Raw genomic sequence first — 25129 nt, 5'->3', positions numbered from 1 at the left:
CGAACAGTCTAAGCCCGCCCCCGTCACCGCCCCGGGCCCCCGGTGACCACTCGGCGCAATCACTCCGGGCCCCGGCGACCCCTCGCCCCGGCATGCCGTGGCACGGTCAGAGCTGGAGGGGGTTCGCCCAGCGGGGTCCGTAGCCGCGCACGATCACCGCGCGCGGTTCATCGCTGAGTTGCTCCGCGGATTTCCACTCGTCGTTGAGGGCGCGGATCACGTCCGCCGCGGAGGGGGAATGGCCCTCTCCGTCGGAACCTGATCCGCCGGAGAGCACCGCCCCACGGAGATCCGCGGGGTCCTCACCGTCCGTGGTCCCCACGGTGGACTCCGCACCCGTCGCGTCCGACACCGGATCCGCCGAACCGGGCCCGTCCTGCGTACCCCGCGCCCGGACGATGTCGATCACCAACCGGGAATCGCTGAGGTGTTCCACCTTGCCGGTCCCCCACTCCACGACGGTCACGCACGTGTCCACGGTGTCCTCGAGGTCGATGTCGTCCACGTCCGCCGCGGAGTCCAAGCGATAGGCGTCCACGTGCACGAGATCGGGTCCGCCCGGGTGGGGCCCGTCCGGATCGTTGGGGTGCACGCGGCTCAACACGAACGTGGGGGATATGATCCCGTCGCGCACCCCGAGGCCCCGGCCGAGCCCCTGGGTGAACGTGGTCTTTCCGGCGCCGAGGTCACCGTTGAGCATGACCAGGTCCCCGGCCCGCAGGTGCTCGGCCACCCGCTCGGCGAGCACCCGGGTGTCATGAGCGGTGTCGGGATGCCGAGTCACGGTCCAGGCGGCACCGTCGGCCGCGCTCCCGGCTATTCCGACGCCGTCGGCATCGGGAGCGTTCACGTACTCCCGGGGTACGCGCGGCGAGATCCTCGTGACGATCTCGTAGTTGATCGTCCCCGCGGCATCCGCCCACCGCGTGGCGGACGGGTCCTCCCCCGCCCCGAACAGCACGGCCTCGTCCCCCACGCGCACGGGCGGTTCCGCCGCGGACGAGTCCACTCCGGGCGGTTCCGATCCGGACGACGACGCCGCGGGCTCCCCGCCCCGCGACAGGTCCACGACGCACTGGTCCATCGCGATCCGCCCCACCACGGGGTACACCCGGTCCCCGATCCGCACGGGGGTGCCCGTGGCTACCCGGGGAACGCCGTCGGCGTAGCCCAGCGGGATCAGCGCAAGGTGCGTGGGCCCGGTGGTACGGTACGCGAAACCGTACGAGACCCCGTGGCCCGCGGGAACGGCTTTGACGTTGGCCACACGGGCCCGCAGGGTCATGGCCGGGCGCAGGCCGAAGTCCTCGGGGGTGCGATCCGCGAACGGGCTCAGCCCATACAGGCCCAGCCCCACCCGCACGGCGTCGCAGAGCATGAGATCGGGATCCGCCATGTCCTGTGCCCCGAATAATCCGGGGGTGTTGGCCGCGTGGATCAGGGTGGGGTCCAGGCCCGCGTCGCGCGCGATCCGCACCGCATCGCTGAGTGCGTGCAATTGCGCAACGGTCTCGGCCTCGCGCTGCGGTTCGTCCGCGACGGCGAGGTGCGTGAAGATCCCTTCCACGCTCAGCAGACCGGCGTTCTGAGCGGCCACCACGCGCTCGACGAACCCGGGCCACTCCTCCACCGTGGCACCGTTGCGGCCGAGCCCGGAATCGAGTTTGAGGTGCACCGTGGCCGGGGTGCCCGTGTCGCGGGCGGCGGCCAGAACGGCGTCGAGCTCCCACCCGTTGAGACCCAGGCGGACGTCGCGTCGCAGCGCCTGTTCGAAGTCCGTGGCAGGGGTGTGCAGCCACGCGAGCACGGGGGCGGTGATGCCCGCGTCGCGCAGGGCGACCGCCTCGGACGCGTGCGCCGTGCCGAGCATATGGGCGCCGGCGGCGAGCACCGCGCGCGCCACCGGAACCGCCCCGTGGCCGTACGCATCTGCCTTGACCACGGCGATCAGCGTGCGCCCCCGGGCGAGTTCCGCGAGGCGCCGCACGTTGTGCTGCACGGCGGAGAGGTCCACCACCGCGCTGCGTTCGCTGGGTTGCCGGGGCTGTCGGTCTGTCATCGCACTCACCATTCCATTGTGCCCTGCGCCGCCGGCGCGCCCGGCCCCGCCCGAGTCACGCGCACTCGTTCCCGGGCGGGCGGTCGCGGTACGCCGCCCCAGTAGGCTGGTCGCGTGTCCTCTCCCGATCGGCCCCGTGTCCTGCTGCTGAGCATGCACACGTCCCCCGTGGACCAGCCCGGGACCGGAGACGCCGGTGGCATGAACGTGTACGTGTGGCACCTAGCCCACGCGCTCGCCCACGCGGGCTGGGCCGTGGACATGGCCACCCTCGATCGCGATCCGTCCCATTCCCCCGGCATTCGCACGACGGACCTCGCCCCGGGCGTGCGGCTGCTCACCGTGGCGCTCGCGGGCGCCGCAGAGGTCCCCAAGGAGGGCCTGCCCCGGTTCGCTCGTGCCTTCGGCGAGGCCCTCGCACAGCATTACGCCGACGACGCCGCGCCCGTCGTGCACGCCCACTACTGGCTCTCCGGCGTGGCCGGGCTCCACGTGGCCAGCTTCCTCCGGGCTCCCCTCGTCCTGACCCTGCACACCTCCGCCGCCGCCAAGAACCTGCGCGCCGGATCGGACGAGTCCCCCGAACCGGCCGAGCGGGAGGCCGCCGAACGAGAACTGATCGCCCACGCCTGCCGCACCGTGGTGAACACCCCCGCGGAACAGCGGCAGGTCGTGGAGCTGTACGGCGCGGATCCGGCGAGCGTGGTCGTGATCCCGCCCGGGGTGGACCCCGAGGTCTTCCACCCGCCGGTCCCGGACGAACGGGACGAGTTACGGAACGGGCCCTTCACCGTCCTGTCCGCGGGACGCATGCAACCCCTCAAGGGACAGCAGATCCTGGTCCGCGCGCTCGGAGAGTTGCACCGCAGTCACCCCGACGTTCCCGTTCGCTTGATCCTGGCCGGTGTGGGCTCCCCCGGCTTCCTGGCCCACCTGCGCGAGCTGGCGGACGCGGGGGGGCGTGGCGAGCGCCGTCGACTTCCGCGGCTCCCTGCCCCGCGAGGACCTCGCCCGACTCATGGGCCGGGTGGACGCGGTGGCCGTGGCGTCGTCGTCGGAAACGTTCGGGCTCGTGGCGGTCGAGGCCCAGGCGTGCGGGACGCCCGTCCTGGCCACGGACGTGGACGGACTGCGCTACGCCGTGCGCGACGGTGAGACCGGCCGGCTCGTCCCGGACCGCGAGCCCGCGAGCTGGGCGGACGCACTGTACCGCGCGGCCCGGGACCCGGGCGCGTGGCGAGCAATGTCACACGCCGCTCGGCTGCGAGCGCGCGAACTGACGTGGGACGACGTCGCCGCGCAGCACGCTGCGGCCTACCTCGCCTGTGCGGCGCGCGAGCACGACGCCTAAACTTTCCCGTGTGACCACCGCGTACCTGAGCCGTGATTCCCTTGCCCGTTACCTGGACCGCTCCCGGATCACCGGGGCCGTCGCGACCCCCCGTGAAGCCAACCTCCGCAACATCCAGGGTTTCCTGGACGGGGACCAGCACCAGCACATGGGGGTCGAGCGCACCAGGGACTGGGATTTCGACTCCGTCTTCGAGCTCATGCGTGACCGCGTGGGGATCAACGACGACCCCGAGTACGCCGAGGGCCAGGACTTCATTTCCGCGCAGCTGTGCGTGGCCGGACTCGACCGCTACGCCGAGCTGTTCAGCCGCGCGGTGCAGGGCCGCAAGCGGTTGTTGTTCGCGACCGGTCATCCCTCCGGCCTCGCGCCCGTGTACGCCCGGCTCGCGCGGGTGGCCCGCAAGTCCGGGGCGCGCGTGCTGCGCTTCGACGAGGCCCTGCCGTTCGAGGACGGGGACGTCCGCCAGATCGAGGACGTCGTGATGGTCGAGCAGTACGGCGGCCTGCGCCACACCCACTTCCCCGAGCCCATGCAGCTGGTCCTCGATCATCTGCGGGACCAGGGCCGCGAGGCGCCGGACCTCGTGATCGCCGATCACGGGATGGCCGGGCACGCGGGCTCGCGGGCGGGGCTGTCCACCATCGCGATGGGTGACTGCAACGACCCCGGGATCTTCGTCGCTGAGGCCCAGGGGCAGGTGGAGGTCGTGGTCCCGCTGGATGACAACGTCCCCCCGCACCTCTACGACCCCGTGGTGGACTACATCATTTCCCGTGCGGGGCTCGCGGGGCAGGAACGCGGCTGAGTTCGACGATGCCGTCCAGCCAGTCGCACGCCTGCCGCGCGGGCGATCGGCCCTCGGCGGCGTCGTCCCGACCCGCGTCCCCGAACCGGGACGCGCCCGCTGCCGCGAGGGTCTCGTCCAGCACGACGACGCCGCGCGAGAACGTCTCCCCGTACGTGCGGTTCCCGAGGCCGAACGCCGCGTAGCGCACGCCGCTCAGATCCGCGGCTCCTTCGGCCACTGCCGTCGCGAAGGCCCGCGCGGACGTGGGCAGTTCGCCGTCCCCGTACGTGGAACACACCACGACGTGCGGGTGGGAGGTGTCCAGCGCGGCGGGATCCGTTCCTGGGCGTGGGGACGGAGTTGAGTCGGGAGGGACTACCCGTGGTGTGCCGCCCGGTGTCCCCGGGGAACGAACGGGAATCGATCGTGCTGGCCTGGCCGCGGGGCGTGACCGTGCCCCCGGCGGGTCCGGGCGGTCGCGGACCTGGCGCGCGCGTCCGCCGAGGGCTCGGCGATCTTTCGCTGCACCGTGCGAGGGCCGGGCCGTACGCCCGCCCCCAGGGACCCGGGCCGCCGCACCGGCGGGCCCGGGCCAGCGGCAGGACGCGCGCCCCCGGACGCGACCGAGGGCCGCCCGGTACGTGCCGGACGGCCCTCGCGGCGTCGTCGTGAGGTGCTACGGGACGATCAGCGCTCGACCTCGCCGCGGATGAACTTCTCCACGTTCTCGCGGGCGGTGTCGTCGTCGAACTGCTCGGGCGGGGACTTCATGAAGTAGGAGGACGCCGAGGTCAGCGGTCCCCCGATGCCGCGGTCCAGGCCAATCTTCGCAGCGCGGATCGCGTCGATGATCACACCGGCGGAGTTGGGCGAGTCCCACACCTCGAGCTTGTACTCGAGCGAGATCGGGGCGTTGCCGAAGCCGTGGCCCTCGAGGCGGACGAAGGCGAACTTGCGGTCGTCAAGCCACCCCACGTAGTCCGAGGGGCCGATGTGCACGTCCTTGGCCCGCATCTCGTGCGGCACGTTGGACGTCACGGCCTGTGTCTTGGAGATCTTCTTGGACTCGAGCCGCGAGCGCTCGAGCATGTTCTTGAAGTCCATATTCCCGCCCACGTTGAGCTGGTACGTGCGGTCCAGGACGTAGCCGCGGTCCTCGAGCAGCTTGGCCAGCACGCGGTGGGTGATGGTCGCGCCCACTTGGGACTTGATGTCGTCGCCCACGATCGGCACGCCGGCGTCCGTGAACTTCTGCGCCCACTCGTCGGTCCCGGCAATGAACACGGGCAGGGCATTGACGAACGCCACACCGGCGTCGATCGCGGCCTGCGCGTAGTAGCGGTCGGCCTCCTCGGAACCCACCGGGAGGTAGGAGACGAGCACGTCCACCTCGCGCTCGCGCAGCACCTGCGCGACGTCCACGGGCTCGGCGTCCGATTCCGTGATGGTCTCGCGGTAGTACTGGCCCAGCCCGTCCAGGGTGGGTCCGCGCTGCACGTTCACGTCCAGGTTGGGGACCTTTGCGATCTCCATGGTGTTGTTCTCGGAGGCCAGGATCGCCTGGGAGAGGTCCAAGCCCACCTTGGCGGCGTCCACGTCGAACGCGGCCACGAACTGCACGTCCCCCACGTGGTAGTCACCGAAGCGCACGTGCATGAGCCCGGGCACGGTCTCGGAGGGGTCTGCGTCCCGGTAGAAGTGGACGCCCTGGATGAGCGATGTGGCGCAGTTGCCCACACCGGCAATGGCCACTCGGATGGGATTTTCGGACACGGTTCTCCTCAGCTCGGGTGATGACGGCCACGCGCACCTCGCGCGTTCGTGCGTGGGCACCGCATCCCGCCGTGCCACGCCGCACGCAACCGACTCCACAGTCTAGCCCCGCGCTCGGACGTGCCTCGCCCGGGCACCGCCGTGACGACGACGCCGCTGCCGCCCTCACACTGCACGGTCACTCGGCCAGGACGACCTCCACGAGCAACAACACCGCGACCAGCAGGAACACGACCCCGGCCGCGATCTCGACCTCGGCCGAACGCGCTTGGAACCGCCGCGCCAGCGCGGGGACGGAACCGAACCACGCGACGGCCAGGAACCATGCCAGGCCCACGGCCATGAGGAGCGCCAGGGCGATCAATCCCTCCCACCACAGGATGTCCGCGGGGACAACGGTCGCGAACAGGGCGATGAAGAAGACGATCGCCTTGGCGTTGGCCAGGTTGGTGATCGTCCCCTGGAGCAGGGCCTTGCCCGATGTGAAGTGGCGGGTCCCGAGCAGACCTCCGGCCTTGGAGAACGCGGGACCCCCGATGGTGCCCGCGGATGCGGCGGGGCTCGCGGCGACGTCGGGGTCCACTGGTCCGCTGAATCCGGCCGAACCGCCGGGGCCGTCCTGCCCGTCGGTGCAGACCCGCGCGGCGAGGCCCGCTCGTGCCTCGGGATCCGAGGTCTCCGCGTGACCCGTTCCACCGCGATTCAGCGCGCGCGTGGCCAGCCCGGCGCGCAGGGATCCGTAGCCCATGCGCGCCAGGAACAGGGCACCGGCGATCTGGATCACAAGTTTGAGCACATGATTGCTGTTGATCACCAGCGTCACACCCGTGAGCGAGAGCGTGATCCACATGAGGTTGCCGACCATCACCCCCGCCGCCGTGAGCATGGCCTTGCCACGTGTGGTGAGGAACGCATTGCGCAGAATCACCAGGACGTCCGGACCCGGGGAGATGATCCCCGCGATCCACAGTCCCAGCAGCGCGGCGTACTGCGCCGCGGTCATACGTGCTTGGACTCGGTGGCCGCCCCCCAGATGTTGATGTCCGCGTCCGAGACCAGCTCGTCGATCCGCTGCAGTTCATCGTCGGAGAAGTCCAAGTTCTGCACGGCGCGGGCGGAATCGGCGATCTGCTCGGGCGAGGACGCGCCCACGAGCGCCGTCGTGACCTGTCCCTCCGCCTGCGGACGCAACACCCACGCGATCGCCATCTGGGCCAACGTCTGCCCGCGGTCCCGGGCCATCGCGTTCAGTTCCCGAATCTGATCCAGGGTGTTCTCACTCAACCAGTCCGGGTTGAGTGACTTCCCAGCGGCCGCGCGGGAGTGCTCGGGTACACCGTTCAGGTACTTGTCGGTGAGCATGCCCTGGGCCAGCGGGGAGAAGCTGATAGAGCCCATGCCCGCTTCCGTGAGCGCGCCCAGCAGGTTCTTCCCGTCCGCGTGCTCGTCCGGCTGCTCGATCCAGCGGTTGAGCATGGAGTACGAGGGCTGGTGGATGAGCAGTGGAGTGCCCAGCTCCCGCATGATCCCCTGCGCGGCGAGCGTGAGGTCCGCGCTGTAGGACGAGATCCCCACGTAGCTCGCGCGGCCCGAGCGCACGATATGGTGCAGGGCACCCATGGTCTCCTCGAGGGGAGTATCCGGGTCCGGGCGGTGGTGGTAGAAGATGTCCACGCGGTCCAGGCCCATGCGTTCGAGCGACTGGTCGATGGAATCGAGCAGGTACTTGCGTGAACCGCCCACACCGCCGTACGGGCCGGGCCACATCTGCCACCCCGCCTTCGTGGAGATCACGAGTTCCTGGCGGTACCGTGCGAAGTCCTCCCGTAGGATGCGCCCGAAGTTCAGCTCTGCGGAGCCCGCGGGCGGGCCGTAGTTGTTGGCCAGGTCGAAGTGCGTGATCCCCAGGTCGAACGCCCGGCGCAGCGTGGCACGCATGGTGGCGAGCGGCGTGTCGTCGCCGAAGTTGTGCCACAACCCCAGGGACAGCGCGGGCAGCTTCAGCCCGGAGTTGCCCACCCGCCGGTACGGCATGGTCTCGTAGCGGTCCTCGGCCGCGGTCCACACGGTGTTCTCACCAAAAGTCAGCATGGGGTCCAGTGTGCCACCTTGCGGGTGGGGCTGACTCGAAGCAGGTAACGGTCACGTCTCGGGCCCGGTGCAGCAGCCCGCACGACGGCGCCGCGGCGGGGCCCGCGCGGGCCCCCATGGAATCCCGCCGCACACACCGACGCCGCGCAGAACGACGCCACACGCATAGCTACACGCGCAGCACCACCGCCGTCTCCGGCGCGAGCCGCACCGCGCCCGGCGTCGTCGTAATGTCAGGGTCCGTGCCACTCGCGAAGAGCACCCGCGGGGCGTCACCGCCCATGAGCGGCAGCTCGCGTTCGGAGTCCGAGAGGTTCACGGCCACGACCACGCCGTGTTCGGACTCCGGCTCGCTCATCCGCTTGACCACGAACCACTGCTCGGAGTCGCTCGCCTGGGTGGCCACGGTGGCCCAGTTCTGATCGGTGAGCTCCGGGGTGTCGTGGCGCAGCGCGATCAGCTCCCGGTAGGCGTCCAGGATGCGCTGGTGCTCACCCTCGTGCACCTCGCCCCAGACGAGCTTGGAACGTTCGAACGTCTGCGGGTCCTGGGGATCCGGGACGGTCGCGTGATCCCAGGCCATCGCGGCGAACTCCGCCTTGCGGCCCGTGGCCACGGCCTCCCCCAGCTCGGGTTCGGGGTGGGCCGTGAAGAACTGCCACGGCGTGCTGGCCCCGAACTCCTCGCCCATGAACAGCATGGGCGTGTAGGGCTGGGTGAGCAGCCACGTGGCGGCCGCGATCGCCCGGTCCACGGTCATGCCGTGGTTCATCCGGTCCCCGGCCGCGCGGTTGCCCACCTGGTCGTGGTTCTGCAGGAACGTCACGAACTGCCACGGCCGCTGCTCGGCAGGATCGATCTCGCGGCCGTGCGAGCGGCCACGGAACGTCGAGTACGTCCCGTTGTGGAAGTACGCCGTGTGCATGGTCTTCTCCAGGGCGTGCAGGGATGCGAAGTCCCCGTAGTACCCGTGGGTCTCCCCGGTGAATGCCACGTGCGCGGCGTGGTGGACGTCGTCGAGCCACTGCGCGTCCATGCCCAGACCGTGCCCCTCCGTACCCGCGATCATGCGGGGATCGTTGAGGTCGGATTCCGCGATGGCCACGAGCTCCTTGCCCGTGCGCTCGGACTCCGCCGCGATGCGCTGGGCGATCTGCTCCAGGATGTGCGTGGCGCGGGAATCGGCGAGCGCATGCACGGCATCCAGGCGGAACCCGTCCACGTGGTACTCGCGCAGCCACATGGTGATGTTGTCCAGGATGTACTCGCGCACCCCGTCCGAACCCCACCCGTCCAGGTTGATCAGGTCCCCCCAGCTGGAGGCCCCGGGCTTGAAGTACTCCGCGAAGAGCGGCAGGTAGTTCCCGCTGGGTCCCAAGTGGTTGTAGACCACGTCCTGGATCACGGCGATGCCCTTGGTGTGGCACGCGTCCACGAACCGCTGATAGGCCTCGGGCCCACCGTAGGACTCATCCACGGTGTACCAGGCGACGCCGTCGTAGCCCCAGTTGTGGTCCCCGTTGAACCCGTTGACGGGCAACAGTTCCACGGCGTCCACGCCAAGGTCCACGAGGTGGTCCAACTTGCCGATCGCCGCGTCGAGCGTGCCCTCCGGGGTGAACGTCCCGGGGTGCAGTTCATAGAGCACCGAGTCCCGCAGCGGACGCGGCCGCCACGCGGCGTCGTGCCATTCGAAGGCGTCCGGGTCGAACGTGCAGGACAAATCGTGCACACCTTGCGGCTGGCGGCGTGAGCGCGGGTCTGGAAGCACCTCGGACACCGAAGTGCGTTCTTTGTCCGTGCCCTCGTCGAAGACCTTGGTCAGCAGGTAGCCGTAGCGCACGGTGCCCCGGGGGACGTCGGCGTCGTCGGGCAGCGTCCACCAGCCGGGGCGATCGGCCAGGCCCTGCATGGGGTGGTCCACACCGTCGATGCGGACGGTGACCTTGCGGGCGTGGGGTGCCCACACGTCGAAACGATGGTCCTGGGTCATGTCTCAGCCGTCCTTCCGGCGCAGGATCGCCACGGGGTAGGTGAAGAGGAGGTCGGCCAGGCGCACGGCGCCGTCCTGGTCCGTGGTGTACTCGCGGTGCGTGAGGACGTCCTGCCACGTCCCCGGCGCGAGGACCACGGTCTCGTCCGTGAAGCCGCCCTCGGGGGCGAGGGTCGCGGGGAAGCGGGTGACCACGGTGGCCACGCCGCCGCGGTCGAAGCCCAGGGCGTGCTCGGCGAGCGCGCCCCGGAACTCCAGCGGTATGTACTCCGTGAACAGCTCGGGGTGCTCGCCGCGCAGCCGCAGGGCGCGCGAGGTCAACAGCATGCGCGCCGCCCCCGTGCCGTCCACGGGCGGGGTGGCGTCCGCGGAACCCGGCCGAGCGGCGTCGAGCCATGCCAACATCTGCTCGCGCGCCGCGAAGTCCACGGGCCGACGGTTGTCGGGGTCCACGAGCGACGGTTCCCACAACTCCTGCCCCTGGTAGACGTCCGGGACGCCCGGCAGGGTCAGCTGCAGCGCGGTGGCCGCCAGGGCGTTGCTGAACCCCGGTGCGCTCACGCGCTCCACGCATCCCTCCACGATGCCGCGGGCGCGCGGGTTGCTGAAGAGGAAGTCGATGAACCGGGTCAGCTCCGCCTCGAAGTGCTCGTCCCCGTCCACCCACGCGGTGGACACGGACGCCTCGCGCACGGCCTTCATCGCGTAGTCCACGGCACGATCGCGCTCGAGCGGCCACGCACCCACCACGGCCTGCAGGACGAGGTTCACGGCGGGTCCGTCCGCCAGCTCGATCTGCGCGTCCTTGGCGCGGTTGACGAGCGTGGCCACGGTCTCGGACCAGGCCCTGGGCTGCTCCGAGAGCACCGTGATCCGCGCACGCACCGATGCCGAGCGCTTGGTGTCGTGGGTGGTCAGTGCGTTCATGGTCGAGGGCGATTCACGCTGCCGCCGCGCCGCCTCCGCGTGGAACTGCTCGGGCGTGAGCGAGAAGACCGAGGGGTCACCGCCCACCTCGGTGAGGGAGGAGAGCTTGGGGTATCGGTAGAACGCGGTGTCTTCCACGCCCTTGGCCATGACCATGCCCGAGGTCTGCTGGAAACGCTGCGCCACTCCGCTCAGGGTGCCGTTCACGTCCCCGCCGAGTTCACGCGCGAGGTCGTCGAGCACGTCCGCGAGCTCGGGGCGCCACCGCCGCGCGGCGGCGACCGCGTCGCGCAGGTACTGCGCACCCTCGGGCAGGTACGTGCGGTACACCGGGAAGTTGGCGAGGATCTCGGCGAGACCGTCGTACGACGCCGCGGCCCCGTGCGGGAAGTCGGCCGGCAGTTCGCGCACCAGGCGGTGCACCTCCGCGGCCAGGCCAGCGTCCGCCATCCGGCGCTTGGTCTCGTGGATCAGCGGGTCCCAGCGCACGGGCTGACCACCGCGCAGCTTGGTGTCCAATGAGGCGAGCTCGTAGTGCCCGCGCGCGTCCGTGAGCACCCGGTCGATCCAGCCCAACGAGTCGTAGCCCGTGGTCCCGGCCGTGCGCCACTGTTCGGGCAGGTACTCCCCCGGTTCCAAGATCTTCTCGACGACGGTCCACGCGCCGTCCGTGAGCCCGGCCAGCTTCCCGAGGTAGTCCTGCGGGTCCCGCACCCCGTCCGGGTGATCGATGCGCAGCCCGTCCACGAGTCCCTCGCGGAACCAGCGCGCGACCTCCGCGTGGGACTCCTCGAAGACACGGGCGTCCTCGACCCGCACCCCGGCGAGCGTGGCCACGGTGAAGAACCGGCGGTAGTTCAGCTCGGAGTCACCGCGGCGCCAGTTGATCAGTTCGTAGTGCTGCCGCCCGTGCACCTCGGCGGGATCGTCGCCCTCGCGGTACGTGCCCTCGGCCAGGGGGTAGACGTTGTCGTAGTAGCGCAGCGTCCCGTCCTGGACGGTGAGCGCGGAGAGGTCCTCGTCACCGTCGCCGAGCACCGGGATCACGATCTTGCCGCCGCCGGCCTGCCAGTCCACGTCGAACGCGTCCGCGTAGGGGCTGTCCTGCCCCTTCTCGAGCAGCGACCACCACCACGGGTTCTCCTGCGGGGCGGCCACGCCCTGGTGGTTGGGCACGATGTCCACGACGACGCCCAGTCCGGCCTCGTGCGCGGCATCGGACAGTGCCTTCAGCCCCTCCGATCCCCCGCGTTCGGGATCCACCTCGGTGGGATCTACGACGTCGTACCCGTGGTCCGAGCCGCTCGTGGCCCGCAGGATGGGCGAGAGGTACACCCACCCCGCCCCCAGACGCTTGATGTAGGGGACCAGTTCCGCCGCGCGATGCAGGTCCTGCTGGGTCGTGATTTGCAACCGGTACGTTGAAGTGGGTGTCAGCACCCCTACAGTCTTGCCGAATGCGCGCGCTCGGGCCAGTCACCCCGCGCTCAACGAGCACCGTGACGTAAACGGGCCCTTCACAGATGAGCATGGGTAGCGGTGTGCGCGTGGGCGTCTCGAGGGGTGTGTTGTGAGGTCTGGGTAGAGGTCGAGGCCTCCAGGATGGGTAGCGACCAAGCAACCCGATCCATGAAGGCCTCGACGTGTCTCATGCTATCTGCGCGCCCGCGTGCGCGCTCTTCGACCTGCCCGACGTCCATGTCAGGGCCGTGGAACGCGGACCACGCTCGTTCACCGTGGTGGTGGAGACTTCTCCGACGCTGGTGGGGTGCCCGTCCTGCGGGGTGCTCGCCACCGGCCACGGCCGCCGGGAGGTCGTGCTCCACGATCTGCCCTGCGCTGGGGTGCCCGTGCGGGTGGTGTGGCGCAAGCGGATCTTCAGGTGCCGGGAGGACGCCTGCGAGGTCGTGACGTTCAGCGAGGTCCACGAGCTGGCCGCGCCGCGGGCCAAGCTCACCACCCGCGCGATCGCCTGGGCGGTGACGCAGCTGCGCTCCCACGACATCGCGGTCTCCGCCCTGGCGGACATGCTCGGAGTCGCCTGGAACACCGTCTGGCACGCCGTGGCCCCGGTCATCGAAGGCCAGCTGGCCGCGGAGGATCGGCTGGCCGGGGTGGACGCCCTCGGTGTCGACGAGCACGTGTGGCGCCACGTGGGTCCACCCGGCACCGGGCTGGTCACCGGGATCGTGGACCACTCCCGCGGCGAGGACGGCCGGCCCCGGGCGCGACTGCTGGACCTGGTCAAGGGGCGCACGGGGGCGGCCTACGGCGACTGGCTCACCGAGCAGGGTCCGGCGTTCACGAGCGGGATCCGCACGGCGACGCTGGACCCGTTCCACGGCTACGCCAACGCCATCCGCGACGAACTCCCTGAGGCGATCACCGTCCTGGACGCCTTCCACGTGGTGAAACTCGGTGGGCAGGTCGTGGACGAGGTGCGTCGTCGGGTGCAGCAGGACACCCTGGGCCACCGGGGCCGGGCCGGGGACCCGCTCTACGGGATCCGCCGCACCTTGCAGATCGGCGCCGAGCACCTCACCGCCAAACAGATCACCCGGCTCAACACCAAGCTTGAGGCCGGGGACCCGCACCACGAGGTGACCCTGGCCTGGCACTGCTATCAGAAGCTGCGTGCGATCTACCACGCCCGCCCCGAGACCGGCCGCCGGCTGGTCGCCGAGATCCTTGCCGCCTTCCCGTCCTGCCCGATCCCGGAGATCGCCCGGCTCGGGCGGACCCTGCGCCGGTGGAAGGCCGCGATCCTGGCCTACTTCGACACCGCCGGGGCCTCCAACGGGCCCACCGAGGCCGTGAACGGGGTGATCGAGACGATGCGCCGGGTCGCCCGAGGCTTCCGGAACTTCGACAACTACCGCCTACGCGCCCTGCTCGCCGCCGGCGGACACCGGCCGTGGCGCAAGACCCCTACCCATGCTCATCTGTGAAGGGCCCGTAAACGGCGGACGCGCCACCCGTGTGGGGTGACGCGTCCGCAGTCGTGTTCAGCGCGGCGCGGGCTGCGGGCGATCTGCCCGGTCACGCACCGCGGGGCGCTCAGGCGTCGTCGGACGACGCCGCGTACACCGCTGCCGCGACGGACGCGGCCACGGAGGCGTCCGGCTCTTCCTCGGGGGCCTCCCACGCGCGCAACAGCACCGTGGACTTGCCTGCCATCCGCAACGTGGAGGAGTGCCCGCGCACGGCACCGTCCGCATGCTCGCCGGCGGTGTCCACGATCTCCTCCCACTTCATGCCGTAGCTGGCCGGGGGCAGTGTGACGTCCACGGGCTCGGGGTTGGAGTTGAAGTACACGATGAAGTTCACGTCCGTGATCCGGCGACCGCGCATATCCACTCCCGTGATGCCCTGACCGTTGAGCCACATGCCCACGGCACGAGCCAAGGGCTCGTCCCAGTCGGCGGGCACCATGGGCGTGCCGTCCGTGTTGAGCCACGCAATGTCCGGCATGGGATCGCCCTCGGCACGCTCGCCCATGTCCACGGGACGCCCGTCGAAGAACTGCGAGCGGCGGAACGTGGGGTGTTCGTGGCGCAGGTGGGTGATCACCGAGGTGAACTCCACGAGCGGAGTGTCCACCTTCTCCCAGTTGATCCACGTGAGCTCGTTGTCCTGGCAGTACGTGTTGTTGTTGCCCTTCTGGGTGCGCCCCGCCTCGTCACCGTGCAACAGCATGGGCGTGCCCTGGGACAGCATGAGCGTGGCGATGAAGTTGCGCTGCTGACGCGCACGCATCGCGAGCACCTCGGGATCGTCCGTGGGCCCCTCCTCACCGCAGTTCCACGAGCGGTTGTGGGACTCGCCGTCGTTGTTGTCCTCGCCGTTCTCCTGGTTGTGCTTCTCGTTGTAGGACACGAGGTCCCGCAGTGTGAAGCCGTCGTGGGCGGTCACGAAGTTCACCGAGGCGAAGGGGCGCCGGCCGCTGTTCTCGTAGAGGTCCGCGGAACCGGTGACACGGGACGCGAACTCCCCCAGGGTCGAGGGCTCCCCGCGCCAGAAATCACGCACGGTGTCCCGGTACTTGCCGTTCCACTCGGTCCACTGCGGCGGGAAGTTGCCCACCTGGTAGCCACCGGGACCGATGTCCCAGGGCTCGGCGATCAGCTTGACCTGCGAGACGATAGGGTCCTGCTGGACGAGTTCGAAGAACGTGGAGAGCTTGTCCACGTCGTAGAACTCACGGGCCAGGGTGGCGGCGAGGTCGAAACGGAAACCGTCCACGTGCATCTCGGTGACCCAGTAGCGCAGCGAGTCCATGATCAGCTGCAGCGAGTGGGGGTGGCGCACGTTCAGGGAGTTACCGGTACCCGTGTAGTCCATGTAGAACTTCTGGTCGTCGTCCACGGTGCGGTAGTACGCGGTGTTGTCGATGCCCTTCATGGACAGTGTGGGGCCCATGTGATTGCCCTCGGCCGTGTGGTTGTACACCACGTCCAGGATGACCTCGATGTCCGCTTGGTGCAGTGCGCGCACCATGGCCTTGAACTCCTGGACCTGGCTGCCCAGGTGGGAGGCCGCGCTGTACTCGTTGTGGGGCGCGAAGAACGCGATGGTGTTGTAACCCCAGTAGTTGCGCAGCCCCTTCTCGAGCAGCGTGGAGTCCTGGACGAACTGGTGCACGGGCATCAGTTCGATCGCGGTGACACCCAGCTTCTGCAGGTGTTCGATGACCGCGGGGTGGGACACACCGGCGTATGTGCCGCGCTGTTCCTCCGGGACCTCCGGGTGCTGCATGGTGAGGCCCTTGACGTGGGCCTCGTAGATCACGGACTTGTGGTACGGGGTGCGCGGGGTGCGGTCACCCTCCCAGTCGAAGAACGGGTTGATCACCACGCCCTTCATCATGTGTTCCGCGGAGTCCTGGTGGTTCTCGGAGTCCTCGTCGCCGAAGTTGTAGGAGAACAGGGACTCGTCCCAGTCGATCCCGCCCTCCACGGCCTTGGCGTAGGGGTCCAGGAGTAACTTGTCCGGGTTGCACCGCAACCCCTGGGACGGATCCCACGGCCCGTGCACCCGGTACCCGTAGCGCTGACCGGGCTGCACCTGGGGGAGGTAGCAGTGCCACACGTAGCTGTCCACGGCGGTGACCTCCACGCGCGTCTCGGTGCCGTCCTCCTCGAACAGGCACAGTTCCACACGGTCCGCGACCTCGGAGAAGAGCGCGAAATTGGTCCCCGTGCCGTCGAACGTGGCGCCCAACGGGTACGGTTGTCCTGGCCAAACTTCCATGTACTTCTCCTCAGCGTGTCGTGGGGCTGTGAGCGGATCCCCGCTCACAGCCAGCCACTAACAATAGTCGTTCGGGTCGCGGCTCACGGACGGGTCAGCACCGCGCGCACGTTCTCCGCGAGCACCGACGGCGGGACGGGGCCCTCCCCATTTGCCCGTGAGGCCACCGCGTGCAGACCGGCCCCGACGGCCGCGGCGGCCGCCCAGCGACCGTCCCCGCGGGCCCAGTCGCCCAGGGCCGCGAGCGCGTCCGGGTGCTCGGCCACGTGGGCCACGACCGTGCCCAGGATCCCGGCGAGGGTGTCCCCCGAACCCGCCGTGGCCAGCCAGGGGCTCGCGTGGCCGATGCTCAGGCACAGGCATTCGTCGCACCCGGAAGCGTTCCCGTCCTCGCATGCGTCCCCGTTCCGTCCCACAGGGGACGCGATCACGGTGGACGCGCCCTTGAGCAGCACCGTGGCGCCCGTGAGGCGCGCGGCTTCACCGGCCCAGTGCACGGGGTTGGCCTCGATCTCGGAGCGCTCCACCGTGGAATCGCACACCCCGAAACCGTGGAGCCACTCGAAGACCTGGGACAGCTCCCCCGCGTGGGGCGTGAGGATCTTATGGGGGCCCAGAGCGGCGTCGACCACGGATCGCGCGGCGGCGTCGAGCGCACCTGCGTCCAGCACAGCCGGCTCCTGGGCCTCGATGATTGCCTGCACGCGCGCGGCCTGGGACTCGTCCCCCACCACGCCGGGGCCCGCGAGCCACGCCTGGACGTGGACGTCCCACGGCTGGTCGTCCGAGCACACGACCTCCGGACTGCGCGCGAGCACCATGCCGCGCGTGGTCGAATCCCCCAGGAAGCGGACCATCCCCGCGCCAGCGTTGACCGCCGCCTGGGTGCACATGATCGCCGCGCCCGGATAGCTCGACGCGCCGGCCACGACGCCCAGCACACCTCGGGTGTACTTAGTGTCGGTCGCGCCGGGACGCGGCCACGCGGCGAGCACGTCACGCGGTTCGAGCCGGTGCACGGCGGGGTCGCTCAGCCGGTCCTCGATCCCGATGGGCACCACCGTGAGCGCCCCCGTGGCCTGCTCCCCCGGGGACACCACGTGGCCCGTCTTGGCCCCGCCGAACGTGATGGTCGCGTGGGCATGCAGGACCGGCTCGGGAACCTCGCCGGTGTCCGCGCTGACGCCGGAGACGAGGTCGCACGCCACGATCCGTGGGAAGCGCCGTTCACGCGCGGCGGCGGGATCCCGCTGCCGTTCGGTGAACGCCCGCACGAGCTCGGCGGCCGTACCCCGCAGCCCGCCCTGCGCACCGGTGCCGAGCACGGCGTCCACGATCAGATGGGCGTCGGCCATGAGGGAGACCGCGCGGGACACCTCCACCGGGTGCGCGGCGGCCACGGCGTCCGAGGGTTCGCGCTCCTCGCCGTCCTGGTCGGTGAGCCGCAGCGCGGTGCCGCCGCGAGCGAGCAGCGCCCGCAGGCCCTGTTCGTGCACGCGCGTGCCGGTCAGGATGGCCACGACCTTCACGCCGCTGCGGCGCAGGAATGCGCCCGCCCACAGTCCGTCCCCGCCGTTGTTGCCCGAGCCCACGAGCAGCACCGCCGTGGTGCCACCCAACAACCCTCTCCGGTTGGTCAGGCGCAACTGCGCTTCGCAGCCGCGGGCCAGTCCCAGGGCCGCACGACGCATCAGCACGTCCCCGTAGCCCTCGTCCAGCAGCGGCTGTTCCGCGGCGCGGATGCTCTCGCCCGAGTACGCCTCAATCATCGCGGTGTCCTCCCTGTCCCTCGGCCACGACGAACGCCACGGCCATGCCGCCGTCGTGGGAGATCGTTACGTGCCATGTTTCCACGCCCCTGCGCCGCGCCTGCTCGGCCACGGTGCCCGCAGTGTGCAGACGGGGAGCGCCGTGGGCGTCGTTGCTGATCCAGCAGTCCTGCCAGATCATCCCCGGCGGGGCCAGCAGCGCCTTGGCCGCGGCCTCCTTGACCGCGAAGCGCGCGGCCAGCGAGCGCGGGTGCAGTTCCCGTTCGTGCGGGACGAACAGGCGTTCCCGCAATCGCGGCGTGCGCTCCAGCTGTCGTTCGAAACGCGCGATGTCCACGATGTCCACGCCGGTGCCCACAATCATGTCGCCAGCCTACCGGCGCCGCCCGGCCCCCTCACGGGCGCCGCGGCACGGTCCGGGCCCCATGGGCGTCGCGGCATGCCCGGGTACGACGACGGCGGGCGACGCTCCCGTGGGAGGCGTCACCCGCCGTCGGACGGACGAACCGGATGATTACTCCACGGTCACGGACTTGGCCAGGTTGCGCGGCTGGTCCACGTCGTAGCCCTTGGCCCCGGCGAGTTCGCACGCGAAGATCTGCAGCGGCACCGTGGCCAGCAACGGCTGCAGCAGCGTGGGCGCCTCGGGGACGTAGAAGACGTGGTTGGCGAACTCGCGCACAGCGTCGTCGCCCTCCTCAGCGATCACGATGGTCTCGGCACCACGAGCGCGGATCTCCTGGATGTTGGAGACCACCTTGGCGTGCAGCGAGTCCCGGCCATTGGGCGAGGGGACGATCACGAACACGGGCTGGCCCTGGTCGATCAGCGCGATCGGCCCGTGCTTTAGCTCACCGGCGGCGAAGCCCTCCGCGTGGATGTACGCGATCTCCTTGAGCTTCAGGGCGCCCTCCATGGCCACGGGGAAGCCCACGTGACGACCCAGGAACAGCACGGATCCGGCGTCCTTCATCCCGGTCGCGAGTTCCTTGACCTGCGGCTCCACCTCGTCCAGCACGCGCTGGATCTTGGCGGGCATGGCCTCAAGCTCGGCCAACATGGTGGAGATCTCGTCCTTGAACTTGTTGCCGCGCAACTGGGCCAGGTACAGGCCCAGCAGGTACGCCGCGGTGATCTGGGCGAGGAACGCCTTGGTGGAGGCCACCGCGATCTCGGGACCCGCGTGCGTGTAGAGCACGGCGTCCGCCTCGCGCGGGATTGTGGAACCGTTCGTGTTGCAGATCGCCACGACCTTGGCGCCCTGTTCCTGCGCGTGACGCACGGCCATGAGGGTGTCCATGGTCTCGCCGGACTGGGAGACCGCGACCACCAGGGTCTTCTCGTTCACGATCGGATCGCGGTAGCGGAACTCGTGCGCGAGCTCCACCTCGGTGGGGATCCGGCACCAGTGCTCGATCGCGTAGCGCGCGACCTGCCCGGCGTATGCTGCGGTACCGCATGCGATCACCACGATCTTGTCGATCGAGCGCAGCACGGTCTCGTCGATCTTGATCTCGTCCAGCGTGAGCCGGCCGTTCTCGTCCAGGCGGCCCAGCAGGGTGTCGCCCACGGCGGCGGGCTGGTCGTGGATCTCCTTCTCCATGAAGGACGGGTAGCCGTCCTTCTCCGCGGCGGCGGCGTCCCACTCGATGTCGAAGGGCTTGCCCTCGGCGGCGTTGCCGTGGAAGTCCACGATCGTGTAGTCGTCCGCGGTGATGGTCACGATCTGGTCCTGGCCCATCTCCACGGCCCGCTTGGTGTAGTCGATGAAACCGGAGACGTCCGAGCCCAGGAAGTTCTCGCCGTCGCCCAGCCCGATCACGAGCGGCGAGTTGCGGCGCGCAGCGACCACGCGGTCCGGGTGGTCCGCGTGCACGGCCAGCAGCGTGAACGCGCCCTCGAGGCGGCGACACGTGTCCTGCATGGCCACGGTGAGGTCCTTCTCGTCCGCGCCCTGCGCGTTGTACGTGCGGGCCAGCAGCACCGCGGCGACCTCGGTGTCCGTCTCGGACGTGAAACTCTCGCCCTGGGCGCTGAGTTCGCGCTTGATCTCGCTGAAGTTCTCGATGATCCCGTTGTGGATCATGGCCAGCTTGCCGCCGTCGACCACGTGGGGGTGCGCGTTGACGTCGGAGGGGCCTCCGTGGGTGGCCCAGCGGGTGTGGCCGATCCCGATGTTCGATTCCGGCAGGGGGTGCGCTTCGAGCTCACCGATCAGGTTGCTCAGCTTCCCGGCCTTCTTGCGGTACTCCACCGCACCGTCGGCGATCACTGCGACGCCCGCGGAGTCGTACCCGCGGTATTCCAGTCGACGAAGCCCCTCGAGGATCACCTCGAGCGCACCGTGCTGTCGCCCGTCAGCACGGTTCGAGCCCACATATCCCACAATTCCACACATGAAAAATACTGTACCGGAAACGCTACGCGCCCTAATGCCTTGCGGGAGGGGGCCCGGGCCTACACTGGTCCGAGCATGAGCACACAGCCCATAACCCACCGCGTCTCCCCTTTCGTGGAGTTGGATCGTCAGACCTGGTCCAGGCTTTCGCACGAGATCGACGTCCCGCTCACCGCGCAGGAGATCGAGAACCTGCGCGGTCTCGGTGACCGGTTGGACGTGGACGAGGTCCGCGAGGTCTATCTGCCCCTTTCGCGGTTGCTCACGCTGTACGACATGTCCTCCACACAGCTCAATGCCGCCACCAACTCGTTCCTGGGCGAGCATCACGCGCGCACCCCGTTCGTGATCGGGATCGCCGGGTCCGTGGCGGCGGGTAAGTCCACCACGGCCCGCTTGCTGCGCGAGATGCTGGCCCGCTGGCCGTCCACCCCGAACGTGCAGCTCGTGACCACAGACGGTTTCCTCTACCCCAACGCCGAACTACGACGGCGTGGACTCATGGACCGCAAGGGCTTCCCCGAGTCCTACGACCGGCGCGGGCTGCTGCGCTTCGTCTCCGAGATCAAGTCCGGCGCCCCCGAGGTGCGTGCCCCCAAGTACTCCCACGTCACCTACGACATCCTCCCGGACGAGGAAGTGGTAGTGACCCGCCCCGACGTCGTGATCGTGGAAGGCCTGAACGTGCTCGCGCCCGCGAAGCTGGAGAGCGGCAAACGCACCGCGCTCGCGCTGAGCGATTTCTTCGACTTCAGCATCTACGTGGACGCCCGCACCCAGGACATCGAACGCTGGTACGTGGAGCGCTTCCAGGCCCTGCGCTCCTCCGCGTTCTCGGACCCCGAGTCCTACTTCCACCGCTACGCGGACCTCACGGACGAGCAGGCACAGGACGTGGCCACGGACATCTGGCGGCGGATCAACGAACCTAACCTGGAGCAGAACGTGCGCCCCACACGCGGCCGCGCACGGCTGATCCTCTCCAAAGACCACGATCACAAGATCCGCAGGGTGCTGCTGCGAAAGAACTGATATTTTCAGGCCCGTTCTCACTGTGCGATGAGCGCCATGCTCAGTGGTTTCAAAGAATTCATCATGAAGGGCAACGTGATGGATCTGGCCGTTGCCGTGATCATCGGCGCCGCCTTCTCCAAGATCGTCAATGCTCTCGTCGAGAACGTCCTCATGCCCGCCATCTCGGGACTCGTCGGTTCGCCCAACTTCGACAATTTCGCCGCCGTCACGTTCAACGGCAACCAGGTCAAGTTCGGTGTGTTGCTGACCGCGATCGTGAACTTCCTGCTCATCGCCGCCGCCGTGTACTTCTGCATCGTGCTGCCCATGAACAAGATGATCGAACGCCGCAACCGCCGACTGGGCATCGAGCCCACCGATGAGCCGGCCGATCCCAACACCGTGCTGCTCACCGAGATCCGCGACGCGCTCACCGGGCACAACGCCGACGCGCTGCGCACGGACGGCACGCAGACCGGCCTCTCGGGACAGCCCGGTACCACCGGAGGAACGATCCGCTGACCCCACCACCCCTTCGCCGTTGGTCCGTTCGGTGACGCTACAGGCTGAGGTGCTGTTCCACCACGGACACGAGCTCTTCCGCCTCGCGCTGGGCGATGTCCTGCGAAGCCGCCTCCACCATGACCCGCACCACGGGTTCGGTGCCGGAGGGGCGCAACAGCACCCGGCCCTCGCTGCCGAGCCGCTCCTCCGTGCGGGCGACGGCGTCGAGCACCGGTTCGCTCGTTTTGGCCGCCGCCTTGTCCACGCCCTTGACGTTGATCATCACCTGGGGCATGCGCGTCATGGACTTGGCGAGCTCCTGCAACGGCATGCCCGTCTGAGCCACCCGTGAGGCGAGCATCAGACCCGTGAGCAGACCGTCACCGGTGGTCGCGTAATCCGCCATGATCACATGCCCGGACTGTTCGCCACCCAGGTTGTAGCCGTTGGCCACCATAGATTCCAGGACGTAGCGGTCCCCCACGGAGGCGCGCACGAGCTGGATCCCGGCCTCGTCCAGGGCCAGTTGCAGACCCAGGTTGCTCATGACCGTGGCCACGAGCGTGTTCTGGTTGAGCCTGCCCGCGTCCTTCATGGCCATGGCAAGGATGCACATGATCTGGTCGCCGTCCACCTCCGTGCCGGTGTGGTCCACGGCCAGGCAGCGATCTGCGTCGCCGTCGTGTGCGATGCCCAGATCCGCGCCCAGCTCACGCACGGCCTGCTTGAGCGGACCCAGGTGGGTGGAGCCCACGCCGTCGTTGATGTTCAGCCCGTCCGGTTCCGCACCGATCACGTGCACCTTGGCACCGGCATCGCGGAACGCGTCCGGTGAGGCGCCGGACGCCGCGCCGTTCGCGCAGTCGAGCACGATCGACAGCCCGTCCAGACGGTGCGGGATGGCACCGACCAGGTGCAGGATGTAGCGGTCCTCGGCGTCCGACAAGCGGGTCACGCGGCCCACTTCCGCACCCGTGGGGCGGCGGAAATCCTTGGCCTCGTAGACCTCCTGGATAGTGTCCTCGATCGCGTCCGGCAGTTTCTTGCCCCCGTGCGCCAGGAACTTAATGCCGTTGTCCGGCGCGGGGTTGTGGGACGCGGAGATCATCACGCCGAAATCGGCGTCGATGTCCCCCACCAGGTAGGCGGCTGCCGGCGTGGGCAGCATCCCGGCGTCGTAGACGTCCACGCCGGAGCTCGCGAGACCCGCGATCACGGCCGCGCCGAGGAACTCCCCGCTCGCGCGCCCGTCCCGTGCCACGACGGCGGTGGGTCGCTTCCCGGCCTCCGCGTGGCCGTGGCCCAGGACGATCGCCGCCGCCTGGGACAGCTCCATGGCAAGTTCTGCTGTGAGGAGGCCGTTCGCGAGACCGCGAACGCCGTCCGTTCCAAAGATTCTAGACATCGAGAGTCATCTTACGACCGACGCCCGCGCAAACCCTGCGCATTCGACTCAGCCCTTCCCAGGCCGGACCACCGGGAAACCGTCCGGGTTCTCGTTGCTGTCCTCCGTGAGATCCGCCGCCCCACCCACGATCTTGGTGTCCGGCGTGCCCACCACGGAGTGGTCCTTGTTGGGGTAGTCGAACTGCGTGAGGACGTAGCGCATGGCCTCGAGCCGCGCGCGTTTCTTGTCATTGGACTTGATCACGGTCCACGGGGCGTCCCCCGTGTCCGTGTAGAAGAACATGGCCTCCTTGGCCTCCGTGTAGTCGTCCCACTTGTCCAGGGATGCCACGTCCGTGGGCGAGAGCTTCCACTGCCGCACCGGGTCCGTCCGGCGGGACTGGAACCGCGCGAGCTGCTCCGCGCGCGTCACGGAGAACCAGAACTTGATCAGGTGCGTGTCCGAGTTCACGAGCATCCGTTCGAACTCCGGCGCCTGACGCATGAACTCGTAATACTGCTGGGACGTGCAGTAGCCCATGACCCGTTCCACACCCGCCCGGTTGTACCACGAGCGGTCCATCAGCACGATCTCCCCACCGGACGGCAGGTGCTTGACGTAGCGCTGGAAGTACCATTGCGTCTGCTCGATGTCCGTGGGCTTCTCGAGCGCCACGACCCGCGCACCACGGGGGTTCAGGTGCTCCGTGAACCGCTTGATCGCCCCGCCCTTGCCCGCGGCGTCCCGGCCCTCGAAGATGATGAGCAGCTTCTGGCCGGTCTCCTTGATCCACAACTGCAGCTTGAGCAGTTCGATCTGCAGGGCCCGCTTGGTGCGCTCGTAGTCCTTGCGGGGCAGCTTCTCGTCGTACGGGTAGCCCAGTTTCCACGCGGTGGACGGTTCCGCCCCGCTCGCGTCGTTGAGTCTCTTCCCGAGCTCCGCGATCTCGTCGAGTTCGGCCGCGTAGTCCTCCACCACGGAGACCCGGTGCTGTTCCTTCTTGAGGGCCTCGTCCACCGCCACCCGCTGCTCTGTGCGCTGTTCCGTCTCGGCCTGCTGCTCCTCGACGACGGCGTTCCCCGACTTCTGCTCCGACTGCTTGCTCATACGGGCCCTCTCTCGACGGTACGGCGGGAGCGACGTCGCTCCACACCTTCATGGTACGTCCGTCACCGCGGCAGGTGGCCGCATGGCAACGCCCGGGCAACGAAACAGGGTCCCGTTCCCCGGCCGAAACCGAGGAACGGGACCCTGCACGAAAACGCCCGGCCGAGGCTTGGGCTGCTTCGTTTTAGCGCTTGGAGTACTGGGGAGCCTTGCGGGCCTTCTTGAGGCCTGCCTTCTTGCGCTCGATGACGCGGGCGTCACGGGTCAGGAAGCCGGCCTTCTTGAGGGCGGGGCGGTTGTGCTCGGCGTCGATCTCGTTGAGCGCGCGGGCCACGCCGAGGCGCAGCGCACCGGCCTGGCCGGAGGGGCCGCCGCCGCTGATGCGGGCGATGACGTCGTACGCGCCCTGCAGTTCGAGCAGGCGGAAGGGGTCGTTGACCTCCTGCTGGTGCAGCTTGTTGGGGAAGTACTCCTCGAGGCTGCGACCGTTGACGGTCCACTGCCCGGAACCGGGGACCACGCGCACGCGGGCGATGGCCTGCTTGCGGCGGCCCACGGCCTGGCCGGAGACGGTCAGGGCGGGGCGGTCGGACAGTGCGGCACCGGCGACGGGCTCGGTGGACTCGGAGGTGTAGCTGGTCAGCTCCACGTCCTCGGTGATCTGCTCTTCAGTGTTCTGAGCCACGATTCTCCTTATGTGTTATTCGTTGGCCCGA

The 25129-nt window shown here is 69.3% G+C and carries 19 protein-coding genes and 1 pseudogene; 6 read left to right on the top strand and 14 right to left on the bottom strand.

From position 1 onward, the window contains the following. Positions 1–106: 106 nt before the first annotated feature. Positions 107–2059, bottom strand: a complete 1953-nt coding sequence (alr, locus tag ACW9PK_RS09290; RefSeq protein WP_457015627.1) for an alanine racemase — start codon at positions 2057–2059, stop codon at positions 107–109. Positions 2060–2212: 153 nt separating this feature from the next. Between alr and ACW9PK_RS09285 the strand changes: the two are divergent. The 3 genes and pseudogenes from ACW9PK_RS09285 to ACW9PK_RS09275 all read left to right on the top strand — a co-directional run. Then, positions 2213–2956: pseudogene (locus ACW9PK_RS09285) on the top strand (glycosyltransferase); the annotation flags it as partial. 7 nt (positions 2957–2963) lie between these two features. Beyond that, a complete protein-coding gene (locus tag ACW9PK_RS09280; protein ID WP_457015626.1) occupies positions 2964–3410 on the top strand; it encodes a glycosyltransferase in 447 nt (148 codons plus the stop codon). Between the two features lie 10 nt (positions 3411–3420). Further along, positions 3421–4218, top strand: a complete 798-nt coding sequence (locus ACW9PK_RS09275) for a phosphatase (RefSeq protein WP_144931449.1) — start codon at positions 3421–3423, stop codon at positions 4216–4218. Here ACW9PK_RS09275 and ACW9PK_RS09270 read toward each other — a convergent pair. The 6 genes from ACW9PK_RS09270 to treY all read right to left on the bottom strand — a co-directional run bounded on the left by ACW9PK_RS09270 (position 4178) and on the right by treY (position 12424). Next, positions 4178–4501, bottom strand: coding sequence for a flavodoxin domain-containing protein (locus ACW9PK_RS09270; RefSeq protein ID WP_457015624.1), 324 nt, complete (start codon positions 4499–4501; stop codon positions 4178–4180). The genes ACW9PK_RS09275 and ACW9PK_RS09270 overlap by 41 nt on opposite strands. 386 nt (positions 4502–4887) lie before the next feature. Then, the gene (locus ACW9PK_RS09265; protein ID WP_064847334.1) at positions 4888–5973 is read right to left on the bottom strand and encodes an inositol-3-phosphate synthase; all 1086 of its coding nucleotides are present in this window, start codon (positions 5971–5973) and stop codon (positions 4888–4890) included. Between the two features lie 178 nt (positions 5974–6151). After that, positions 6152–6976, bottom strand: a complete 825-nt coding sequence (locus ACW9PK_RS09260; protein ID WP_457015623.1) for a LysE family translocator — start codon at positions 6974–6976, stop codon at positions 6152–6154. Then, positions 6973–8064, bottom strand: a complete 1092-nt coding sequence (mgrA, locus tag ACW9PK_RS09255) for an L-glyceraldehyde 3-phosphate reductase (RefSeq protein ID WP_064847336.1) — start codon at positions 8062–8064, stop codon at positions 6973–6975. Before mgrA ends, ACW9PK_RS09260 begins: the two co-directional genes overlap by 4 nt. Before the next feature lie 169 nt (positions 8065–8233). After that, positions 8234–10057: a malto-oligosyltrehalose trehalohydrolase gene (gene treZ, locus ACW9PK_RS09250; protein WP_457015622.1), complete on the bottom strand. Its 1824-nt coding sequence runs from the start codon at positions 10055–10057 to the stop codon at positions 8234–8236. Between the two features lie 3 nt (positions 10058–10060). After that, a complete protein-coding gene (gene treY / locus ACW9PK_RS09245; RefSeq protein WP_457015621.1) occupies positions 10061–12424 on the bottom strand; it encodes a malto-oligosyltrehalose synthase in 2364 nt (787 codons plus the stop codon). A 203-nt stretch (positions 12425–12627) separates the two neighbouring features. On the opposite strand from treY, the gene ACW9PK_RS09240 reads away from it, so the two are divergent. Further along, positions 12628–13932, top strand: coding sequence for an ISL3 family transposase (locus ACW9PK_RS09240; protein WP_457015429.1), 1305 nt, complete (start codon positions 12628–12630; stop codon positions 13930–13932). A 109-nt stretch (positions 13933–14041) separates the two neighbouring features. Here the strand turns inward: ACW9PK_RS09240 and glgX are convergent, their stop codons facing one another. The 4 genes from glgX to glmS all read right to left on the bottom strand — a co-directional run bounded on the left by glgX (position 14042) and on the right by glmS (position 20401). After that, entirely contained in the window at positions 14042–16234 is a 2193-nt protein-coding gene (gene glgX, locus ACW9PK_RS09235) for a glycogen debranching protein GlgX (RefSeq protein ID WP_144998336.1), read from the bottom strand. Positions 16235–16317: 83 nt separating this feature from the next. Next, entirely contained in the window at positions 16318–18003 is a 1686-nt protein-coding gene (locus tag ACW9PK_RS09230) for a bifunctional ADP-dependent NAD(P)H-hydrate dehydratase/NAD(P)H-hydrate epimerase (RefSeq protein ID WP_457015620.1), read from the bottom strand. Beyond that, positions 17996–18367 (bottom strand): holo-ACP synthase, encoded by a 372-nt coding sequence (locus ACW9PK_RS09225; protein WP_035959524.1) that lies wholly within the window; start codon positions 18365–18367, stop codon positions 17996–17998. Before ACW9PK_RS09225 ends, ACW9PK_RS09230 begins: the two co-directional genes overlap by 8 nt. A gap of 150 nt (positions 18368–18517) precedes the next feature. Beyond that, on the bottom strand, positions 18518–20401 hold the full coding sequence (glmS, locus tag ACW9PK_RS09220; protein ID WP_098054372.1) for a glutamine--fructose-6-phosphate transaminase (isomerizing): 1884 nt from the start codon (positions 20399–20401) through the stop codon (positions 18518–18520). Between the two features lie 75 nt (positions 20402–20476). On the opposite strand from glmS, the gene coaA reads away from it, so the two are divergent. Together coaA and mscL are read left to right on the top strand one after the other, a co-directional pair. Beyond that, complete coding sequence (gene coaA, locus ACW9PK_RS09215) at positions 20477–21433, top strand: type I pantothenate kinase (RefSeq protein WP_084117926.1); 957 nt, start codon at positions 20477–20479, stop codon at positions 21431–21433. A gap of 36 nt (positions 21434–21469) precedes the next feature. Then, on the top strand, positions 21470–21937 hold the full coding sequence (gene mscL / locus ACW9PK_RS09210; RefSeq protein ID WP_085106415.1) for a large conductance mechanosensitive channel protein MscL: 468 nt from the start codon (positions 21470–21472) through the stop codon (positions 21935–21937). 37 nt (positions 21938–21974) lie between these two features. Here the strand turns inward: mscL and glmM are convergent, their stop codons facing one another. The 3 genes from glmM to rpsI form a co-directional block, all read right to left on the bottom strand. Continuing rightward, the gene (gene glmM / locus ACW9PK_RS09205; protein WP_085106414.1) at positions 21975–23324 is read right to left on the bottom strand and encodes a phosphoglucosamine mutase; all 1350 of its coding nucleotides are present in this window, start codon (positions 23322–23324) and stop codon (positions 21975–21977) included. Positions 23325–23372: 48 nt separating this feature from the next. Next, positions 23373–24413 carry a polyphosphate kinase 2 gene (gene ppk2, locus ACW9PK_RS09200; protein WP_085106413.1) on the bottom strand — a complete coding sequence of 347 codons (1041 nt, stop codon included), beginning with the start codon at positions 24411–24413 and terminating at the stop codon, positions 23373–23375. 184 nt (positions 24414–24597) lie between these two features. Next, complete coding sequence (rpsI, locus tag ACW9PK_RS09195; protein WP_098054376.1) at positions 24598–25098, bottom strand: 30S ribosomal protein S9; 501 nt, start codon at positions 25096–25098, stop codon at positions 24598–24600. Positions 25099–25129 lie beyond the last annotated feature (31 nt).

The organism is Kocuria sp. MNB10 (assembly GCF_054073685.1).
The sequence above is the reverse complement of the archived record's forward strand: the minus strand, read 5'-3'. Positions and strand labels throughout refer to the sequence as shown.